Annotated in this window: 15 protein-coding genes; 11 read left to right on the top strand and 4 right to left on the bottom strand. The window is 46.7% G+C overall.

Going from position 1 to position 20,053, the window contains the following annotated elements:
• Nucleotides 1–93: 93 nt before the first annotated feature.
• Together AC0LWN_RS17525 and AC0LWN_RS17530 are read left to right on the top strand one after the other, a co-directional pair.
• Entirely contained in the window at nucleotides 94–852 is a 759-nt protein-coding gene (locus AC0LWN_RS17525; RefSeq protein WP_474667454.1) for an SDR family NAD(P)-dependent oxidoreductase, read from the top strand.
• A 39-nt stretch (nucleotides 853–891) separates the two neighbouring features.
• Entirely contained in the window at nucleotides 892–1,728 is an 837-nt protein-coding gene (locus AC0LWN_RS17530; protein ID WP_474667456.1) for an oxidoreductase, read from the top strand.
• Nucleotides 1,729–1,747: 19 nt separating this feature from the next.
• On the opposite strand, the gene AC0LWN_RS17535 is transcribed toward AC0LWN_RS17530, so the two are convergent.
• Nucleotides 1,748–2,602: a helix-turn-helix domain-containing protein gene (locus AC0LWN_RS17535; RefSeq protein ID WP_474667458.1), complete on the bottom strand. Its 855-nt coding sequence runs from the start codon at nucleotides 2,600–2,602 to the stop codon at nucleotides 1,748–1,750.
• 301 nt (nucleotides 2,603–2,903) lie between these two features.
• Here AC0LWN_RS17535 and xynC point away from each other — a divergent pair, with 301 nt between their 5' ends.
• From xynC to AC0LWN_RS17550, 3 genes are all read left to right on the top strand, one after another.
• The gene (xynC, locus tag AC0LWN_RS17540) at nucleotides 2,904–4,574 is read left to right on the top strand and encodes a glucuronoarabinoxylan endo-1,4-beta-xylanase XynC (RefSeq protein ID WP_474667460.1); all 1,671 of its coding nucleotides are present in this window, start codon (nucleotides 2,904–2,906) and stop codon (nucleotides 4,572–4,574) included.
• A 24-nt stretch (nucleotides 4,575–4,598) separates the two neighbouring features.
• Nucleotides 4,599–6,185 carry a glycoside hydrolase family 43 protein gene (locus AC0LWN_RS17545; RefSeq protein WP_474667462.1) on the top strand — a complete coding sequence of 529 codons (1,587 nt, stop codon included), beginning with the start codon at nucleotides 4,599–4,601 and terminating at the stop codon, nucleotides 6,183–6,185.
• Between the two features lie 138 nt (nucleotides 6,186–6,323).
• Entirely contained in the window at nucleotides 6,324–7,655 is a 1,332-nt protein-coding gene (locus AC0LWN_RS17550; protein ID WP_474667464.1) for an ABC transporter substrate-binding protein, read from the top strand.
• An 84-nt stretch (nucleotides 7,656–7,739) separates the two neighbouring features.
• Here AC0LWN_RS17550 and AC0LWN_RS17555 read toward each other — a convergent pair whose 3' ends face one another.
• The 3 genes from AC0LWN_RS17555 to AC0LWN_RS17565 form a co-directional block, all read right to left on the bottom strand.
• Nucleotides 7,740–8,576 (bottom strand): class I SAM-dependent methyltransferase, encoded by an 837-nt coding sequence (locus tag AC0LWN_RS17555; protein WP_474667466.1) that lies wholly within the window; start codon nucleotides 8,574–8,576, stop codon nucleotides 7,740–7,742.
• 208 nt (nucleotides 8,577–8,784) lie between these two features.
• Nucleotides 8,785–10,500: an ABC1 kinase family protein gene (locus AC0LWN_RS17560; protein WP_474667468.1), complete on the bottom strand. Its 1,716-nt coding sequence runs from the start codon at nucleotides 10,498–10,500 to the stop codon at nucleotides 8,785–8,787.
• A 204-nt stretch (nucleotides 10,501–10,704) separates the two neighbouring features.
• A complete protein-coding gene (locus AC0LWN_RS17565; protein WP_458963462.1) occupies nucleotides 10,705–11,175 on the bottom strand; it encodes a pyridoxamine 5'-phosphate oxidase family protein in 471 nt (156 codons plus the stop codon).
• Between the two features lie 233 nt (nucleotides 11,176–11,408).
• On the opposite strand from AC0LWN_RS17565, the gene AC0LWN_RS17570 reads away from it, so the two are divergent.
• The 6 genes from AC0LWN_RS17570 to AC0LWN_RS17595 all read left to right on the top strand — a co-directional run bounded on the left by AC0LWN_RS17570 (nucleotide 11,409) and on the right by AC0LWN_RS17595 (nucleotide 19,915).
• Nucleotides 11,409–12,374 (top strand): carbohydrate ABC transporter permease, encoded by a 966-nt coding sequence (locus AC0LWN_RS17570; RefSeq protein WP_458963461.1) that lies wholly within the window; start codon nucleotides 11,409–11,411, stop codon nucleotides 12,372–12,374.
• A complete protein-coding gene (locus tag AC0LWN_RS17575) occupies nucleotides 12,371–13,216 on the top strand; it encodes a carbohydrate ABC transporter permease (RefSeq protein ID WP_458963460.1) in 846 nt (281 codons plus the stop codon). Before AC0LWN_RS17570 ends, AC0LWN_RS17575 begins: the two co-directional genes overlap by 4 nt.
• A 104-nt stretch (nucleotides 13,217–13,320) precedes the next feature.
• Nucleotides 13,321–15,057 carry a sensor histidine kinase gene (locus AC0LWN_RS17580; RefSeq protein WP_474667470.1) on the top strand — a complete coding sequence of 579 codons (1,737 nt, stop codon included), beginning with the start codon at nucleotides 13,321–13,323 and terminating at the stop codon, nucleotides 15,055–15,057.
• 97 nt (nucleotides 15,058–15,154) lie between these two features.
• Entirely contained in the window at nucleotides 15,155–16,774 is a 1,620-nt protein-coding gene (locus AC0LWN_RS17585) for a response regulator transcription factor (RefSeq protein WP_474667472.1), read from the top strand.
• A gap of 139 nt (nucleotides 16,775–16,913) precedes the next feature.
• Complete coding sequence (locus AC0LWN_RS17590; RefSeq protein WP_474667474.1) at nucleotides 16,914–18,890, top strand: hypothetical protein; 1,977 nt, start codon at nucleotides 16,914–16,916, stop codon at nucleotides 18,888–18,890.
• Nucleotides 18,891–19,096: 206 nt separating this feature from the next.
• Nucleotides 19,097–19,915 carry an oxidoreductase gene (locus AC0LWN_RS17595; protein ID WP_474667476.1) on the top strand — a complete coding sequence of 273 codons (819 nt, stop codon included), beginning with the start codon at nucleotides 19,097–19,099 and terminating at the stop codon, nucleotides 19,913–19,915.
• Nucleotides 19,916–20,053: the final 138 nt, after the last annotated feature.

Consider the following 20,053-nt stretch of genomic DNA (forward strand, 5'->3'; position numbering starts at 1 on the left):
AATGTTGATTTAGTTAATTTGGTTTGGTATTATAGTTCTTGTCAACCAGATGGTTAGATGATCTGGCAATCCAATTGAAGGAGAGAATTCACGATGACACAACCTAAGATAGCAATTGTTACAGGCGGAAGCCGAGGAATGGGACGAAGCACGGTGCTGGGTCTTGCAAGCCGCGGGGTTGATTCAATTTTCACATACCATTCCAATCAGGAGGAAGCTGAAAAAGTGGTCTCTCTGGTACGCGAAATGGGCCGCAACGCCATTGCGCTGCAGCTAGATACCGGTAAGGTCAGTACTTTTGATGCCTTTGTATCAAGCGTAGCCAATGCACTCAAGGAGCTGGGGGCCGATCGCTTCGATTACCTTGTAAACAATGCTGGAACATCCCACCGCAATGCAATCGAGAAGACGACTGAGGAAGAGCTGGACAGCCTGTACGAAGTTCACTTCAAAGGCGTGTTCTTCCTGACACAGAAGCTCCTGCCGCTTATCCATGATGGGGGCCGTATTGTGAACATCTCCTCAGGTCTTACACGTATGACTATTCCGGAAAGCGGTGCTTACGCATCCATGAAAGGTGCAGTCGAGATCCTGACCCGCTATATGGCGAAAGAACTGGGGCCGCGCGGAATCGCTGTCAACGTCATTGCTCCTGGAGCCATTGCTACTGATTTCAGCGGCGGCGCACTCCGTGACAATCCAGAGGTGGGCAAATTTGTTGCGTCAACGACAGCTCTCGGCCGCGTGGGTCAACCCGATGATGTCGGAGATGCCATCGTTTCGCTGCTGTCCAGCGAGAATCGCTGGGTCACTGCCCAACGTATAGAGGTCTCAGGCGGACAATCACTGTAAAGTGGCGGGGAAAAATATATGAACTTAGGAGAGATTCAAATGTCTCAAGACAACAAAGTCTGGTTCATTACCGGCTGTTCCACGGGATTTGGCCGCGAGATTGCAGAGGCAACGATTGAGGCAGGTTATAAAGTTGTTGTAACGGCCAGAAATAGGGATTTGATAACGAATCTGGTGAATGGCAATGAAGCAAACGTTCTGGCGTTGGAGCTTGATGTAACAAAACCGGAACAAATTAAACAATCTGTAAGTGATGCGATAGCTAAATTTGGCAGAATTGATGTTCTGGTTAATAACGCTGGAATCGGGTATTTCAGCTCTGTAGAGGAGAGTATTGAAGAAGAAGCACGCAGGATGTTTGAGATCAACTTCTGGGGCCTAATGCATATGACCAATGCCGTTTTGCCTCACATGAGAACCGGGCGTTCAGGGCATATCATCAATTTTTCATCAATTGGAGGCCTGACATCGTACCCGTCCCTCGGCTACTATCACGCGACAAAATATGCCGTCGAAGGGATTTCGGAAAGCCTGTCACAAGAAGTGGCGCCATTTAATATTCATGTAACGCTGATAGAGCCAAGCGGTTTCCGGACGGATTGGGCAGGACGATCCTCGATTAAGACGCCCCCGGCTATAGCTGAGTATCAAGAACTTATTGGTCCTATGCTGGAGGCAGCCAATAGCGTACAACCACAAGGAGATCCTAAAAAAGCCGCAGAAGCCGTTATTGCCGTTGTCGAGTCCGAAACTCCTCCGCTTCGCTTGCTTCTTGGAAAAAATGCTTATCATGCTGCCGTTAATAAATTTACCAATTTGCAAAAGAGCATTGAGGAATGGAAGGAGATCACGTTAAACGCAGACTTCCAAAACTAATTATCGCGCAAGTCTTTCATTATGAGAGGCTTGCTCTTTTTTTGGCGAATTTTCCAGGTGAAATTCCGGCGATCTTGGTGAAACTGCGGATAAAGTTGGCATAATCGCTAAATCCGGATTGATAGCAGGCTTCAGTGATGCTGAGACCCTCGCAGAGATAGGATTTGGCCAGGGAGACACGGCGATCCAATATATACGAACGAAGCGTTAACCCTGTATGTTTTTTGAACTGGCGGCTGATATAAGTGCTATTCAGATAAAATGCAGCGGCCAGATGTTCAAGCGAGATGTCCTGCGAGAGATGAGCTTCGATATAATCCATGGTTTTACGGACCAGCTCTGGCATGATATCGGTAGGGATAAAGCTGGCATTCTGAAAAATAGTGTTAGTCAGCACTAATAACTGAGCGACATAGCTATTCGCCCGAATATCTGATCCATACGCATCTGAAGCAAGAACTCCCTCCAGATCACCGGTTAATTGTAGAAGCTGCTTCAACTGGGACTCGTCGAGATGAACGATATTGCCTTTACCCTTCGGACGGAAGTCGAAGCAACCGGATAAATTAGTTGCAGGTGTAGAAAGGCGATGCAGGTAAGATTTCTGCAGGTTGATGGTAATCCGTTCATATTCAGATTCATCCAGGCTGAAGGAACGGTGCATTTCTTCCGGGTTGATGACAAGCAAATCGCCTGGCTCCAAATGGTAGCAGCTGTTCTCGATATAAAAGTTGACGTTGCCGCGAAGAAAAAGGTACAGCTCGTATGCGTCATGCCGGTGATAGAAAGTACCCATGTTAAATGTAGTAATTCTGTGAAGATAGAGAAGATCTTTTTTTATGGGATCATATCGAAGCTCAAAGGGCTCGTTCATGAGTAACCTCCTGATCTGTTCGCGCAATAGATATAGCAGAATACGCAATGAAAAAATTCCAAAATTTCTTTAAAATGTCATCATACTAACATGTCAGGAAGCATATTGCAAGTATTTTTGTATGAATCAGCCGTGAGATGTAAGCGATTTAATGTGGATATTCCAAGTATATAGGATTATTGAAAAGGAGGCTCAATTTTTTGTCTTTGGTACGAAAGGGGGTGGTCAGAGCAGGTTATTGAAGTCACATTTTCAAAGTTTTTAATCTATGGGGAAGATTATTTGATGAGGGGATGAATGAATGATTTCACGAGTGAAAAAACCAATTAGTCTATTATTGGCATGTGTAACAGCGCTATCATTAATGCTTGTGCCGGCACCTCCTGAAGCTTCAGCAGCAAGTAATGTGACCGTTAACTTATCGGCGGAAAAACAAGTGATCCGCGGATTTGGGGGGATCAACCTCCCGGCTTGGATTGGAGATTTGACAGCAGCGCAAAGAGAAACGGCTTTTGGCAATGGTGCGAATCAGTTAGGTTTTTCTGTGCTGAGAATCTATGTAGATGACAATAGAAACAATTGGTATAGAGAAGTTGAGACTGCAAAAAATGCGATTTCGCATGGAGCCATCGTGTTTGCTTCACCGTGGAATCCTCCAAGTGATATGACTGAGACCTTCAACCGCAACGGAGATACATCAGCCAAACGCCTAAGGTACGATAAGTACGCCGCGTATGCGCAGCATCTTAATGATTTTGTCACATACATGAAAAATAATGGTGTGGATCTGTATGCGATTTCTGTCCAGAATGAGCCTGACTATGCACATACCTGGACCTGGTGGACCCCAGCAGAAATGCTTAACTTTATGAAAAATTATGCCGGGACTATCAATTGCAGAGTAATAGCGCCTGAGTCATTTTCGTATCTGAAGAATATGTCAGACCCTATCTTGAACGATTCGCAGGCTCTTGCCAATATGGACATTCTTGGTGCGCATACCTATGGCACTTCGTTTAATAATTTCCCGTATCCTCTGTTCGAACAAAAAGGAGCGGGAAAAGAGCTCTGGATGACGGAAGTATACTATCCGAACAGTAACAATAACTCTGCGAATCTCTGGCCGGAGGCCTTGGAGGTTGCCTATCATATGCACAATTCCATGGTAGAGGCAAACTTCCAGGCATATGTGTGGTGGTACATCCGCAGACAATATGGTCCTATGAATGAGGACGGTACAATCAGTAAGCGCGGGGACAGCATGGCACAGTTCTCGAAATTCATCCGTCCTGGATATGTAAGGGTTGACGCAACAAAGAATCCGGATACAAACATTTACACCTCTGCCTATAAAGGTGACAACAAGGTTGTTATTGTTGCAATTAACAAAGGAACTTCAGCGGTAAGCCAAAACTTTGTCCTGCAAAATGGGACTGCAGCGAGCGTATCGCCATGGATCACAGATGCCAGCAGGAAGGTTGCCGCCGGCTCATCTATCAATTTGTCGAACGGCTCCTTTACAGCCCAGCTTCCTGCCCAAAGTGTTACAACTTTTGTAGGTGAACTTGGCGGCAGCACTGGAAGCGGCACCACTTATGAAGCAGAGACGGGCACAACATTGACTAACGCCGTTATAGAAACCACCAATTCCGGCTATAACGGTAGCGGTTATGTCAACTTTAATGCTTCAACCGATGCAGCCATTCAGTGGAACAGCGTCTACTGTGCTGCTGCGGGCACGAAAAATGTGAAGTTCCGGTATGCACTGGATACCGGAACAAGAAATCTGGATGTTTATGTTAACGGGGCGAAAGTGATCATGAGTGCCGCCTTTGCAGCAACCGGCAGTTGGACAACCTGGGGTGACACAACAATCCAGGTCCCCATGAGTACCGGGAACAATACGGTGAAGGTGGTAACAACCGGTACGGAAGGACCGAATATTGATAGTATCACTGTTTCGGCCCAGTAGGGTTTATGGAGGGAGGATCTCCTTATGTTCAAGAAGTGCAGTGTGTTTTTATTGGTTTTTGCATTATTTTTGAGCTGCATACCTGAGACGTCTGTATTTGCTGCCAGTACTACAATTGCCAAAACTGTGGGGAATTCCAACCCGCTCATCGACCATCATTTAGGAGCAGATCCCTTTGCTTTGACCTATAACGGAAGAGTCTACATCTATATGTCCAGTGATGATTATGAATATAACGCCGACGGAACGATTAAAGATAATTCATTTGCCAAGCTAAAGAGCGTATTCGTGATCTCTTCAGCAGATATGGTGAACTGGACAGACCACGGAGCCATTCCGGTAGCAGGCGCTAATGGCGCCAATGGAGGCCAGGGGATTGCAAAATGGGCAGGGGCGTCCTGGGCCCCGGCAGCCGCGGTGAAAAATATAAACGGGAAGGATAAATTCTTCCTGTATTTTGCAAACGGCACCGGAGGTATCGGTGTTCTCACCGCAGACAGCCCGATCGGGCCGTGGACAGATCCGCTGGGAAAAGCGCTGGTTACAACCAGTACACCGGGAATGTCCGGCGTTGTTTGGCTTTTTGATCCGGCGGTATTCGTGGATGACGATGGCACAGGTTACCTGTATGCCGGTGGAGGTATCCCTGGCGGTTCGAATCCGACACAGGAGCAACGGGCAAATCCGCAAACAGCCAGAGTATTGAAATTAGGCGCCGATATGACCAGTATTGTTGGAAGTGCCTCTATGATTGATGCGCCCTTCATATTAGAAGACTCAGGAATTCATAAGTATAACGGCAAATATTATTACTCCTATTGTCTTAATTTTGGCGGTACGCATCCAGCCGATAAGCCTGGAGGTGAGATCGGCTACATGACCAGTTCAAGTCCAATGGGTCCCTTTACGTATACAGGGCATTTTCTGAAGAATCCAGGGGTGTTTTTCGGAGCCGGCGGAAACAACCACCATTCTGTTTTCAATTTTAATAACCAGTGGTATGTGGTGTACCATGCTCAGACTGTAAGCTTAGCTTTATACGGAGCCGGCAAAGGCTACCGGTCTCCGCATATCAATAAGCTTGTGCATAATGCAAATGGAACCATTCAGGAGGTTGCGGCAAATTATGCAGGCGTAGCCCAGCTCGCCAATCTTAATCCTTATAACCGGGTTGAGGCTGAAACGATTGCCTGGAATGGACGCATTCTAACCGAGAAATCTTCAGCAGCAGGCGGGCCGGTAAATAATCTTAACGTAACAAGCATTAATAACGGAGACTGGATTGCTGTAGGAAACGCTGATTTCGGAACAGGCGGAGCCAAGACCTTTAAAGCAAATGTAGCATCCACTTCAGGTGGAAAAATTGAAGTACGTCTTGACAGTGTAACCGGTCCGCTGGCGGGAACTCTTACAGTGCCTTCCACAGGCGGTATGCAAACCTGGAGGGAAATAGAAACTGCTGTAAGCGGAGCAACGGGTGTTCACAACGTCTTCTTTGTTTTTACCGGAACGGGTACGGGCAACTTGTTTAATTTTGATTACTGGAGGTTTACGCCAAATAGCACTGTCACCGGTGCCACTTATGATGCAGAGACGGGTTCGGCCCAGTAGGCTCGCTTAAGCTCTACAATTTCATTTCCGTGCGATTTTAAAACAAATCGTGCATTGCCCTCATATAAACTTCAACTCATAATTGTTACTATAACTTTGAAGCTAGAACAATAAAGAGTTGAAGTAGGAGGGTTAAAGATGTTGAAATGGAAGCGTTCTCTTACTGTCTTGGCCATGACAGCCTTGCTGGGAACATTGGCTGCTTGTGGAGGTGGCGGAGAGACCAAAAACAATGCCGGATCTACTACAGAGCCTGCCAGCACTGACACTGCCAAAACGGCTGCACCAAGCAATGAACCTGTCAAGTTGCGTATCATGTGGTGGGGCTCCCAGCCACGCCATGAGGCAACCTTGGCTGCGCTGGATTTGTACACAAAAAACAATCCGAATGTAACCTTCGAACCTGAATATTCCGGTATGGATGGTTATTTGGACAAATTATCGACTCAGGCTGCGGCCAATAATGCACCGGATATCGTTCAGCTTGATCCGGGCTGGATGCCGGACTGGATGTCACGCAAGCAATTGATTGAGCTGGCGCCTGAGGTTGATGTAAGCAAATTTGATGAGAAACTGCTGTCCGGAGGCAAACTGGACGGTAAGCAATATGCTGTTCCTCTGGGTTCGGTAGCGTTCGGTATGGTGTATGACAAGGCCTCTATGGACAAGCTCGGAATTGCAAATCCGGCAAATGGCTGGACTTGGGATGATTTCTTTGCTTTAGCTAAGGAATCCAAATCCAAGCTGCCAAGCGGACAATACTTTACCTTGGACTATGCGGGCAACTATTTTATGTATTCCGCCTACCAATACGCCAAGGGTAAAGGGCAGGTTATTACGGATGATGGCCACTTCAACGTCGATCAGGCTACTTTCTTAGATTGGACCAAGAAATTTGAGGAGCTTCGCAATGAAGGGCTGGTTCCTCCGGCTGATGTCAATGCATCTGATAAGGAAAATGATCCGCAAATGGATTTGATGGCAGCAGGCAAAGTGTTGTTCCGGTATAGCTTCTCCAATAACCTGGGTACTTGGGACAGTATCAAGCCAGGCGCTTATGCGCTTGTAACTATGCCGCGTGCAGAAGAAGCAGGCGGATGGCTGAAACCATCCATGTTCCTGGCCGTCTCCAAAGATTCCAAGCATGCAGAAGAAGCAAAAAAATTCGTTAACTGGTTCGTGAATAGTCAGGAAGCAGGGAACATTCTGCAAACCTTCCGTGGTCTGCCGGCCAACAAGGAAATTGCCGCTTCCCTGGAAGCGAGCATGAGTGATTTGGATAAGGTGGGTCTAGGACTTCTCCGCGCTACAGAGCCGGATGGTCAAGCCTGGTCTCCCGGAGCAGGCGGCTGGACGAACTTTATAGACAAAGACTGGGTGCTTATCCGGGATCAGTTGAGTTTTAAAAAGGTCACTCCGGAGCAAGCCTATGACCAGTTAAAAGAAGCGGCTCAATCTTACGAGAAATAATTCAAGGATGCATGGGGGCTGTCCCAAAAGCCATGAAATGGCTGCCTGGGACAGCCTTCGTTTTTTTAGTTCAAGTAGAGCAAATTACAACTTTTGCACAACGTAGATGAGGTTCATTCCACAATCAAGAGTGCCCTGTAGTTTGGTAAACGCAATTTCTTTTTCGACAATTAGCTTCCATAATTCTTTGTCGTTGCGGGCATTTTCTAGAGCAGAATCTCCGGCTTGCGTAAAGAGACCGGCGGAGCTTCTCTCTTGAACTTTTACAGGAAACTGAGCAAACAAAGCATCCATTTCGGTGCTTCTCATCATATGGACGTAATGCTTACTTTCCACTGGATAATGCTCTTCGTCTTGAATCCCTGTATCCAAAAGCCACCTTGTAGCTTCAAGCCCGAATTGGTCCTTTTCATACCGTATGCCTTCAAGATAATAAAGTGAAGCGCCAATGAAACTCATAGACCCTACAATCAATATGCCCTCCGGCTTTAATACTCTTAGAAGTTCTTGTATGCCCGCCTTCTCTTTGTCCAAAAGATAATTGATTACACCGCCTATACAGACCACGCAATCGAAAGATGAATCCTCAAAAACACTCATATCAAGAACATCTAAAACATGGTAGGCCTTTATGCTGTCAATCAGTGAGAGCTCGCGCATTTTGGACTGATTGAATTCAATTTGATGACTAGAGATATCGGCAACGGTCAATTCCGCACACATTGCAACAATATCCTTAGTATATCTTCCTGAACCCGCACCAATCTCCAACACGTTATCGGTTAGTTTGAGATAACGCTTCAAAATATCAAGATGTACCTGATATAAAAGTTCACCATGCCCATCTTTTTCAAGGCGCGTCCATTCACGGTCACCATAGTTATCATATCGGCTTCTTGGAATTTCGGGGTTGTAACTCATAAAAGCATCTCCTTTTCATTTTTGGCTTGATCATCGGGGGAATATCACTAATGTCGCTTTCAATCATACAACCACCTCCTTGAAAGATATGAATGTTCTTCGCTTGCAACTCATTATACCAAAATTTGTATTGATGAAGTATAGAACATAACGGATGCAGTCATAGGAAGAAGAAGGGGGCATACCGCCCCCTCCTTCTCTGTGCCCGTTATTTACGCGATCTAAACTTCGGCTTTTCTAATCTACTCTGTTCACGCATAGCCTGCATCTGCCTTGCATGTCTTGCTTCACGGCGGCTTTCTCGCGTTTTGAGTTGGCCGAGCATAATGAGCAGCCCCAGAGTGCCCAGCACATAAGAAACCACATGATTTACTTCGTTCCACATGTTTGCGGCAGTCAGAAAAAATACCGCTCCAATAATTGTGGCAATGATCCGCCCTGTATTCTTATTTTGCGTATCGATCAATTTTTTCTCAAAGGAACTCGATAGCTTTACCCGTAAATTTCCGCTATCCATTTTATCGACTGCAGAAATGAACTTCTTGGTCGTAGGAAGGATTCCTTTTAGAAGATTCTTGCCTTCATCAATAAAGGTGGAAAAGACACTTCCCCGCAGATCGTCAAGCACAACCTCTTGGATATAAGGCTTAGCGGTCCCAATCAAATCAAGCTCAGGGTCCAGTCCTAAACAAAGTCCATATATCGTGCCCACTGCTTTTCCCAAAAATGTTGTGTTTGCGGGTAGCTGAAAGGGCTGAGAATAGAGGAATTGACGTAACTCTTCAGCATTGTCACCTGACGTCACAAAACTCAAGTCAAACGTGTCACCGTTGATTTGTTCAAATAATAACGTAAGATTCCTTGAAAATACCTCTAAATCTGTATTCCGTCTTAAAAATCTCAAATGGTTCAAGGCCTCGATCGCGCCGTGAGCATCTTTTAAATACACCGCCATTAAAAGTGCTACCATTTGCGTCTTCATATCCTCGGCAATTCGTCCGACCATTCCAAAATCGATTAATGCTATGGTGCCGTCAGGCTGCACGAGAACATTTCCCGGGTGCGGGTCTGCATGAAAGAAGCCTTCCACCAGAATCTGTTCAATAAATATTTCCATCAATGACTTCGCTAGTTTGGTCCGGTCCACACCCCAGGCATCAAGCTGGGCAAAATCGTTGATTTTTACACCTTCCAAAAACTCCATGGTTAACACTTTTGACGTGGTATAGGACCAATGAATGCCTGGAACAACGATATCCTCCCGATGGATAAACTGCATCTGAAATTCTTCGGCATTTCGTCCCTCTTTTTGATAATCAAGCTCGTCCATAACGGTTTCGTAAAACTCATCATACACGGCATCGAGGTCCATGAAGGCTGCAATTTTCGTCTGGCGCTTTAATAACGAAATAGCAATTTGGATGGATTTCGCATCAATTTCAATAATATCTTCGACCCCGGGCCGCATCACTTTCACTGCGACTTCTTCACCTGTTCGTAATGTCGCCCGATGTACCTGTCCTAAGGAAGCCGCTGCGATAGGAGTAGCACTAAACTCGGCAAAAATTTCGTTAATGGATGCTCCAAGTTCACTCTCTACCTTATGTTTGATCTCGGAAAAATCTACGGACGCTACGGAATCCTGCAGCTTTGACAATTCATCAATGATTTCCTTCGGCAAAATATCCACTTGCGCACTAACATGCTGACCAAGCTTGATAATTAATCCGCCCATATCCATTGCGGTCTTCGTAAAATATGCTGCCTGTTTTTGATATAAAGCTTTTGTTTTCGCTTCCAAGCGCCGTCTCGAAATAAAATACTTTTGCGTGCCCAGCCACCAGAAACCCCAGGTGAACTTAAAAATCATCCGCATGGTTCTTCTGAACCGGACATCCTTCATCAATTTAAAGAATTCGCTCATTCTTTTTTATCTACCTCAGGTCCTCTCTCACCCATTGATGTGGTTCCCAGCACTTTGCCATGCCCGAATCCGTGACTGTTGTCTTTTGTATGATGCATCCTAAATCTCTCCTTTGGTAAACAATCTGCACGATAGTATGCTATTTCATACTAATCCTATTTTCAAGGGCGTGCAATTTTCATAAATACCGTTTCATAAGTAATCTTAATTTGCCGTCTTATTGACAAAATCAATCTCATTTCTGATCCCTTTATGGGCGTCATTCCACAGGCCCTTTATCAGGCGAATGCGCAGCAGGCATGTGTTAGGGTCTTCGTCGTTATTGGCTTCGTAATACCACTCGGCGAATATTGTGCGCAGCTTTGTCATCATCTCCGCATTTTTCTCGTCACATACCCAGCCCAGGTTTTCACCGATACCATCGGCCGTAAAGTTCTCGACGATGATACAAACGGCGACTTCGGGGTTTTGGGCGATCTGCTGCATCTTGCCTGAGGTCGCGTTAGTGACAGTGTAGAACGCGCCGTCCTCATAATAGGCGTCCACAATGCGGGCGGCGGGACGGCTTTTGCCATTGGCTCCCGGTTCCAGCGCGATGGTGGACAGAGAGATCAGGCCGTCCTTGTTACCCACTTGTTCTTCCAGCAGCTTCATGGCCTCGTCGTACTTGCTCATTATATTACCTCCTAAAGTGTCATAAGGTATACATAATAAGCTTATCATTGTAAAATCCTAGTGCATGTGAAGAATAATACGATAAAATATTAAATCGTTAATGTGGGAAGCGGTGAATGCCGCTTCTTTTTGTCGTTATATTTTGAAAGAATTCGAGCATTCCTCTCATTTAGCGGGGAGTGAGCGGATTATATACTTAAAGTATAAAAATTGACCACAAGAGGTGACCACAGATGAACCGTTCCACAGCCACCACTATAGCCCCTTCTGCTGCAAAGACGAAAAAAAGCTCATACTTCCGAAGCAGATGGAACGCTCCGCTTGCAGGCTATTTGTTTATTTCACCCTGGCTGATCGGGTTTCTAGCGCTTACGGCGTATCCATTATTCCTATCACTTTATTATTCGTTTACCGACTACACTTTGATGCAGCCGATGAAGTGGATCGGGACCCGCAATTACGAGCGGATCTTTACAGCCGATCCGAAATTCATTCAATCCGCGAAAGTGACTTTTACGTATGTGCTGGCTTCGGTGCCTTTGAAGCTTGCAGCGGCGCTTTTTGTCGCAATGATTCTCAGCAAGGCGGTCAAAGGAATAAGCGCTTACCGCACGGCAATTTATTTTCCCTCGCTTATTGGAGGCAGTATCGGAGTCTCGCTGCTCTGGCGGAACATCTTCGGTGTGGATGGGATTTTTAACAAGCTGATCGGTGCCTTTGGCTTTGAAGGAAAAGGCTGGATTACAAGTCCCGACACGGCGCTTGGCACGCTGATTCTGCTGACAGTCTGGCAATTCGGTTCTACTATGGTGATCTTCCTGGCGGGGCTGAAGCAAATTCCTAATGACCTGTATGAGGCATCCTCGGTTGACGGAGCCAATAAAGTGACTCAATTCTTCAAAATCACCCTGCCGATGCTTTCACCAATACTGTACTTCAACTTAATCATGGCGGTCATAGGCGCCTTCCAGATGTTCACCTCTGCTTTTGTAATTACGAACGGTGGACCAATGAACTCTACTTATGTGTATGCAATGTATTTGTACGAACGGGCATTCAGCCGTTATGAGCTGGGATATGCTTCGGCACTGGCCTGGATAATGCTGATCGCCATCGTTGCAGCGACAATCCTGATCTCTTATACCTCAAAGTATTGGGTATTCTATGAAACAGACACTGGAGGGAGAAAACGTAAATGACAACAACAAAATGGAAGCCGGCCTTTCGTCATCTGTTCATGATTCTCTTCAGCCTTATCATGGTTTATCCGATTATCTGGTGGGTCGGAGCTTCATTGAAGCACCCTACCGAGCTTAGTTCACCGTCTATCTTCCCGTCTTCTCCGCAATGGAGCAACTTTACCAAAGGGTGGACTTCGGTTCCCGGACATACGTTTACGGATTTTTATCTCAATACCTTTGGACTTGAAATCGCTGTAATTATTGCAACGCTTCTATCCTGCACTCTGGTTGCTTTCGGGTTCGCCAGACTGGATTTTCCGCTGAAAAATTTCTGGTTCTCCATCCTGATGCTGACGCTGATGATGCCGGGACAGGTGCTGATTATCCCTCAATACGCTCTGTTTTATCAGCTGGGCTGGGTCAATACCTATCTGCCGTTTATTATTCCCCATCTGCTTGCTGGCGGAGCAGGCGGCAGCTTCTTCGTCTTCCTGCTGATTCAATTTATCCGCGGTGTTCCAAGAGAGCTTGATGAATCGGCCAAAATTGACGGATGCTCCTGGTTCGGTATTTTCTGGAGAGTGGTTATGCCTCTTGCCTTTCCCGCGATCGTTACCGTCACAATTTTCTGCTTCTTGTGGAACTGGGATGATTTCCTGGGGCATCTCCTGTACATCAATACGGTAGACAAGTATACTGTGGGTCTGGCGCTTCGTATGATCAACGACTCTCAATCTGCAGCAGAGTGGGGACAACTGCTGGCTATGTCGCTGGTGTCTATTGTTCCGGCTACAATCGTCTTCATGTTCCTGCAGAAATACTTCGTTGAAGGAATTGCAACAACAGGGATAAAAGGATAAGATGTAAAAAAAACATCCGTCTGCTAACGGTAAAGCGTCGAATAACTTTCGCAGCTTTACCGTTTATTGCGTCTGAACCGGAACTGAAGGAGGCAGGTGGAGCCTTGACCAATCCTTTTAAAAAATATAGAATCGACCGTCTGTTTTTCCATAGCTTTGCCATAGTGCTTATTACGGTTATCGTGGTTACCGCATGGACAAGCTACAGCAATTCTTCCAAAGCGCTTGTGAAGACCACATCCCATTATCAGCAGCTGCTGCTGGATGAATTGAATAATGAAATTACGACCCGTCTGGTCATGATTGAGCAGATTTCACTGTCCAGCTCCCGCGACACCGAACTGATTAATTTTCTTCTGAACAGGCAGGATGAATTCGAAAGGTACCGCAGACGTGCAGGTGTGGAAAGCGCACTTGCGAATTTGACCTATGCTATTCCGATGATCCAAGGGATTGACCTTTATATGGATAATCCCATTCTAAGTGAACGGCAAAACTATATTCAGTTCCGTAAGCTAGGGGATTTAAATAAGCAGGAATGGTCAAAATGTCTGGTAAAGAGTGATTTCTGCTGGTCCAAAGAGTACAATTTCTCCAGCGCTCAAGGTGAAATTCCTGTGCTTAGCTTTTCCAGAAAAATAGTAAATGAGAATGACTATCTCGGTGTTCTTGTCGTCCACATCAAGGCTAACGAGATCAGGAAGCTGTTAACCGGTAATTCCGACGGATCGAACCGGATCATGGCGGATACCGAAGGGCAGCAGATTATGAAGATTGGCGATACGCTCGATCAGAACGACTGGTCCCAGTGGATTGATCTTAAAAGCAATAAATCGGGATACGTCCATATTCCGGCAACAACCGGCTCCCGCGATACCTTACTCGTCTATTCCAGGATGGATAACTCAATCTGGACGCTGATCGAATTCACGTCCTGGAATCAGATCACGGCCAGCAGTCTGAAGCTCGCAGAGTGGATCGGTCTGATTGGTATCGCTGCAGTGCTGCTGGTATTGCTCCTGACCGATTTTTTGAGTAAGCAGTTTACCAAGCCGATCAAAAAACTTGTAACCGCTATGCGCGTGTACTCCGTAGGCGGCGACAATGTAGAGCTTCCGGTGGATTATGAGAATGAATTCGGTTATTTGTTCTCGGGTTACCGCAAGCAGAAGGAACGGATTGAGGAGCTGTATCTCTCGCTGGAGCGGCGTTATGAGCAGCAGCGGAAAGCAGAAATTGAGGCGCTTCAGGCTAACATCAATCCCCATTTTCTTTATAATATGCTGGATCAACTGAACTGGATGGCGATTGAGGCCGGGCAGGATGAGCTTAGCCGCATTCTGGAGCTGATGGGACGGATGTTTCGGATCGGCTTGTCTAACGGCAACAGCTTTATCACGATTGCAGATGAACTGCTGCATATAGAGTGCTATCTTGAAATCCAGCAGCTGCGCTGGGGAGACGGACTTGAGTATCGGATTGAGGCGGCAGACGAGTTAATGACATTATACATTCCGAAGCTTACGCTACAGCCGTTCGTGGAGAATTCCATGGTTCATGGATTCAACAAGCAACGCAGCGGTTATGTGTCTATTCTGCTGGAGCAAACAGGCGATGTTCTGCACATTACCATTGAGGATAACGGATCTGGACTGAAGCAGCTTGAAGACAGCCCTCATAAACGTCATACGGGTGGTTACGGTATACGTAATGTGAGAGAGAGAATCGCCGGGTATTTCGGAGAGTGCTACGGAATTACGCTGAGCGAACGGGAAGAGGGCGGAACAAGGGTGGAAATTATGCTGCCTCTGCTGACAGAACCTCCTGCCAAAAAGGACTAACGCTCGGGTGACAGTTTCAGTATAGTAAACGCTTCCACTGCCGTATGGCAGAAACCGTCGCGCTTCGGTGCTTACAGAGTTTTAGGAGGTAGGGATAATGTGGAAAATTGCAATCATTGATGATGAGCGGCAAGTCCTGAAGGGGATGAAGCGGGTGATTCCCTGGGATGAGCTGGGAGCTGAATGGGTTGGGGAGGCTTTGAACGGAGAGGATGGACTGGAGATGATTCGCGTTGCCCAGCCGGACATCGTGATCACTGATCTGTACATGCCCGTGATGAGCGGACTGGATATGATGGAGCAGCTCAGGAAAGAAGGTTTTCAAGGCAAAATCATCATTCTGAGCGGTTATTCGGACTTTGAACATGCAAGACAGGCACTCCGGTTTCAGGTGAGCGACTATGTCTCCAAGCCGATCAGTGTGCCGACGCTAAAGTCAATCTTAAGCAAAGTCATCGGGGAGCTGGAGGAGGAGGAAGAGAAACGAATCAGGCAGGAGGAAAGTGAGCTTAAGATGAAGCTGTATGAGCCCTTTGTTGAAAAAGAGTGGGTTCGCTCTGCAGCCGTCGGTACCTTAGACCATGCTTACAAAGACAACACTCACCTTCCGCCGGCTTATCATTATTGGCTGGAACGTAAGCATGTTACGGTCGGCATTGAGCTGATCCGTGATGAACGGGCCAGTTGCTTATCCTTATCTGATTGGAATCTGTTCCGGTTTGCGGTTAGCAATATCGCATGTGAAGTCGCGTGTAAGCTATTTCCGGATGTGGAATACACAGAGCTTCACAGCACCAGGGCGTTATTAATCATTCACCCGGATGCCGTGCACCCGGATGAGCTGGATAAGAAGCTGGAGGAGTTAGGGATTGGGCTGATTGACAGTATCGGGTGCTATCTTAAGCTGGTGACACGAATAGGAATCGGCGGTGTTAAGGATACATGGACCAGGATTTCTGACTCCACAGAGGAGGCCTTCCGGGCAATGGATCAAAGAGCATTACGGATTGCTCCGGCTTTTGAGGTGTACAGATATCAGGAGAATAGCAGCAGCGATCAGGGAAGAGCCACCCTTTTCCCGGTCAAATTCTCATATAAGCTGGCCACTGCGATGAAGGCATCGCAGGAATCCGAGGCCCACCAGCTTGTTATTGATTTTATAACGGAAATGAAGAAGCAAGACGGAGTTTCACAAGGAGCCGTACAAATGCTCGGGAGCGAGCTATGGGGAATTATAACCTATTCGCTTTATGAATCCGGACTTGTACTGGATAACCTGTTCGCGCATGACCAAATTGCCAAGGAGATTAGCAGCTTGAGCGGGCCGGACCAACTGGAAAACTGGCTGATCGACAAGATTACAAGAATTTGCAGCAGCAGGCAGTGGAAAGGGAGCAGCAAGCATAGACAGATTGTCGATTTCATGACCAGCTATATTCATGAGCATTATGCTGAGGAGCTTACGCTTGCAGAGCTATCAGATAAGGTGTTCATTTCGCGGAACCATCTTTCGATTATTTTCAAAAATTTTACCGGAGAGACCTTCAATAACTACCTGACCCGGGTACGGATTGAGAAGGCGCGGGAATTACTCATGGAGCGGAATATGCTGGTGTATGAAGTGGCTGAGCAGGTCGGCTACAAGAATATACCCTATTTCAGTACGCTGTTCAAAAAAATAATCGGCATGAACCCCACAGAAATTATCAAAAACTAGTGTCACTTTCGGATCTGTTCGCGCAATAAATATAGCGAAATCTGCAAGGATTATTCTCTGGAGCTACTTTAAAATGTCATTATCCTGGCATGCGGGATGAGGATTGAAGGCGTTTTAAAGCAGACTGGAGGATATTATCATGGAGCTGATTGTAACTGCAAGAAGCAAAAATCAAGAGGATACTGAATATGCAGGCTTGCATAGACATGGACTAAGCGCGTCTGTAGAGATCACAGGCGGGGACGGCAGTGCCAAGCAGCCCTTTCAGGCAATGGTAAGGGTAAGAAATCTGAGCAGCACAATGTGGTCGGGAGTCATTCATGTGGAGCTGCCGTTTGCCAAAGTTAACCCGCGTTTTTTTCTGCCGGCATTTATGTATGGCCGAAACCGCGGGGAGGCTCCACAGAATGTTCCTAATGAGTTCCCCAGATTGAGAGAAGGAAATCCTGTACGTCCTTCTTCTCCTTGGTGGATGGTGCGAAGCGACCGCTTGTCACATCCAGCGGCACTTGTATATGACAACGGCAAAATATATGGCCTTTGCGCCAGTCCATACTTCATAAGCAAGGATGGGATCAAATCCCAGTGGGAGCAGGACTTGGCGGGTGAATTCTACCAGTATGGCGGCTATTCCTGCTCGCTTGCCAAAGGAACGGTCGGATATACGCTTGGGTATGAGAACGCTCCCCTGCTGTTTATCAAGTCGCGACTGGTCAAGGAAAGGGCACCTCTTGGCGAGAATTGCTTTGAACTGGCAGCCTCAGAGTCTGTGGAGTTCACTTTGGATTTATATGAATACGCTGCTGAATCCGAGCTGGGCATCAATGCTGCGGTTGAAGAAATCTATTACCGCTATCATCAGCATCCAAGACAGGGCAGCGATATTCGAACTGCTGCAAGCGATTTGTCAAAGGCTATCTACCAATATGCATGGCTCCCCGAGGAACGCAGTTATTCCACCTTTGTCTACGAGGATAAGGAAACGGGCGGCTACCGGTATAACAAAATTATCTCAATTAGCTGGACCGATGGATTACCTGTGGCAACTCCGGTTCTGATGGCTGCCCTGCGGCTTGGTGACGAGCCTATGCGCGAACAGGCGCTTTCCTGCATCCGGAATATTATCGAAAACTCTTTAAATCCTGCATCGGGGCTGCCTTATGAGGCGTATCAGGACGGGCAATGGAGCAATAAAGGCTGGTGGTTTGACGGGATGCGCACACCTGGACATTCTGCCTATCTGTGCGCGCAGGCTTTATTTTATATTATGAAAGCCTATGAATTTGAAAAGCGGATCAAAAACTGTCACCATGAGGATTGGATGGTATTTGTGAAGAAGGTCCTCCTCGTATTGGAGAACAGCAAAAACTCGGATGATGAATATCCGGCCATCCTGTCCGGGAACACGGGTGCCGGGCTTGAATATGATTCCTTTAGCGGAGCATGGTGCATGGCCGCCATGGCATACTACAGCTTCCTTACTGGAGACAGAGTCCATCTGGACAGCCTTAAACGCAGCGAGAAGCATTATTATGAGTCCTATGTGAAGCGCATGGAGTGTTACGGGGCTCCGCTTGATGCGGATAAGGCGGTGGATTCGGAAGGGATTCTGGCATACATTAAGGCTGTCAGATTCCTGCATGCCCTCACTGGTGATGAGATGTATCTCAATCACATGAGGGATGCAATCGACTATGAGTTCACCTTCAAATTCGCCTACAATTCACCGGTTAAGGTGCCGCCGCTCAGCACCATCGGCTGGTCCAGCTGCGGGGGAAGCGTCACATCTGTCGCCAATCCGCATATCCATCCAATGTCGAGCAATCTTGTAGATGAGCTGTATTACTTCGTGCAGCAGCGGGAGGATGATTACGTCCGGCAGCGGATGCTGGATACGGCCCGTTGGGGGTGCCAGACCTATAACCGTTTTGATAAGGAATTTGGCTATGGCAAAAAGGGCTGGATGTCTGAGAGATTTTGCCACTCCGAGGGGCTGGTAACGGAGGTTTACAGCGATGGCTCCCCGGCCAGCACATGGTTCTGTCTAATGCCTTGGGCTGGCGGCAGTATATTGGAAGGTCTGGTCGGTGACTACTGGGAAGCGAACGTGAAATAATCGCTTTCGAACGTGAACACCTGCATATAGAGGCTGGCTTAATCCCAATTGATATGGGTAAGCCAGTCTCTTTTTCTATAGGAGAAAGACACCTTCAATTTTTTCCACAGGATGTTGAATATCTAAAGGAGTTGTTGGTTGACAATTGATTCTGAGTCACTTATAATTGACTCAGAATCAAATACGAAAATACGGAGGTTTTATCCATGAGTCAAAAAGTTGTATTAATTACAGGTGCATCATCGGGAATCGGTAAGGAGGCGGCCATTGAGCTGAAAAATAAAGGTTTTACGGTTTATGCAGCTGCGCGGCGCATCGACAAAATGCAGGATATTGCGACAAAAGGCATTCGTCCCATTTCCTTGGATGTCACCAATGACGAATCCATGATTCAGGCCGTCAATGAGATCCTTATAAAGGAAGGAAGAATAGACATCCTGGTTAATAACGCAGGGTATGGCTCGTATGGAGCGGTCGAGGATATTCCTATGGAAGAGGCCCGGCGGCAGATGGAAGTGAATGTGTTTGGACTGGCAAGACTGATACAGCTTGTGGTGCCAAGCATGCGAAAGAACAAATTCGGCAAAATTGTTAATGTCTCCTCAATGGGTGGTAAGATTTGGACCAATTTTGGCGGATGGTATCATGCAACCAAATTTGCAGTAGAAGGTCTTTCGGATTGCCTCCGACTGGAATTGGAACCGTTTGGCATTGATGTCATTGTTGTGGAGCCGGGCGGAATTAAAACAGACTGGGGAATCATTGCCGCGGAAAATCTGAAAAAGGTATCGGCAAAAGGACCGTATGCTCAGACTGCCAACAAAGCGGCAGAAGGGATGATCAAAAATTATACAGGTAATCAATTATCAAAACCGGAGCTGATTGCACGCACCATCGGCAAAGCGGTAACCGTAAAAAAACCAAAAACGCGCTACCTGGTTGGTTTTATGGCGAAACCGATGGTATTTATGAAAACAGTCTTTGGAGATCGTGCTTACGACAGAATCATCAAAAGATTCGGTTAAGCAGACAATATAATCATTATGAAAAGGGTGGATACTATGGCTAAGTTTGATCCTTTGTTACCGAAAACAACAACGTACTGGAAAACGGACGGCATTTTCTTTATCAAGCATACGAATTTTTTTGTAACCATGGAGGAA

The sequence above is a fragment of the Paenibacillus sp. sgz302115 genome, from assembly GCF_056120445.1.

Excerpts from the sequence above, each read along its gene's own strand:
- AC0LWN_RS17575 (WP_458963460.1), top strand. The coding sequence starts at position 12,371 with ATGACAACAACAAAATGGAAGCCGGCCTTTCGTCATCTGTTCATGATT.
- AC0LWN_RS17550 (WP_474667464.1), top strand. The coding sequence starts at position 6,324 with ATGTTGAAATGGAAGCGTTCTCTTACTGTCTTGGCCATGACAGCCTTG.
- AC0LWN_RS17530 (WP_474667456.1), top strand. The coding sequence starts at position 892 with ATGTCTCAAGACAACAAAGTCTGGTTCATTACCGGCTGTTCCACGGGA.
- AC0LWN_RS17585 (WP_474667472.1), top strand. The coding sequence starts at position 15,155 with ATGTGGAAAATTGCAATCATTGATGATGAGCGGCAAGTCCTGAAGGGG.
- AC0LWN_RS17590 (WP_474667474.1), top strand. The coding sequence starts at position 16,914 with ATGGAGCTGATTGTAACTGCAAGAAGCAAAAATCAAGAGGATACTGAA.
- AC0LWN_RS17535 (WP_474667458.1), bottom strand. The coding sequence starts at position 2,602 with ATGAACGAGCCCTTTGAGCTTCGATATGATCCCATAAAAAAAGATCTT.
- AC0LWN_RS17555 (WP_474667466.1), bottom strand. The coding sequence starts at position 8,576 with ATGAGTTACAACCCCGAAATTCCAAGAAGCCGATATGATAACTATGGT.
- AC0LWN_RS17560 (WP_474667468.1), bottom strand. The coding sequence starts at position 10,500 with ATGAGCGAATTCTTTAAATTGATGAAGGATGTCCGGTTCAGAAGAACC.
- xynC (WP_474667460.1), top strand. The coding sequence starts at position 2,904 with ATGATTTCACGAGTGAAAAAACCAATTAGTCTATTATTGGCATGTGTA.
- AC0LWN_RS17570 (WP_458963461.1), top strand. The coding sequence starts at position 11,409 with ATGAACCGTTCCACAGCCACCACTATAGCCCCTTCTGCTGCAAAGACG.
- AC0LWN_RS17545 (WP_474667462.1), top strand. The coding sequence starts at position 4,599 with ATGTTCAAGAAGTGCAGTGTGTTTTTATTGGTTTTTGCATTATTTTTG.
- AC0LWN_RS17565 (WP_458963462.1), bottom strand. The coding sequence starts at position 11,175 with ATGAGCAAGTACGACGAGGCCATGAAGCTGCTGGAAGAACAAGTGGGT.
- AC0LWN_RS17525 (WP_474667454.1), top strand. The coding sequence starts at position 94 with ATGACACAACCTAAGATAGCAATTGTTACAGGCGGAAGCCGAGGAATG.
- AC0LWN_RS17595 (WP_474667476.1), top strand. The coding sequence starts at position 19,097 with ATGAGTCAAAAAGTTGTATTAATTACAGGTGCATCATCGGGAATCGGT.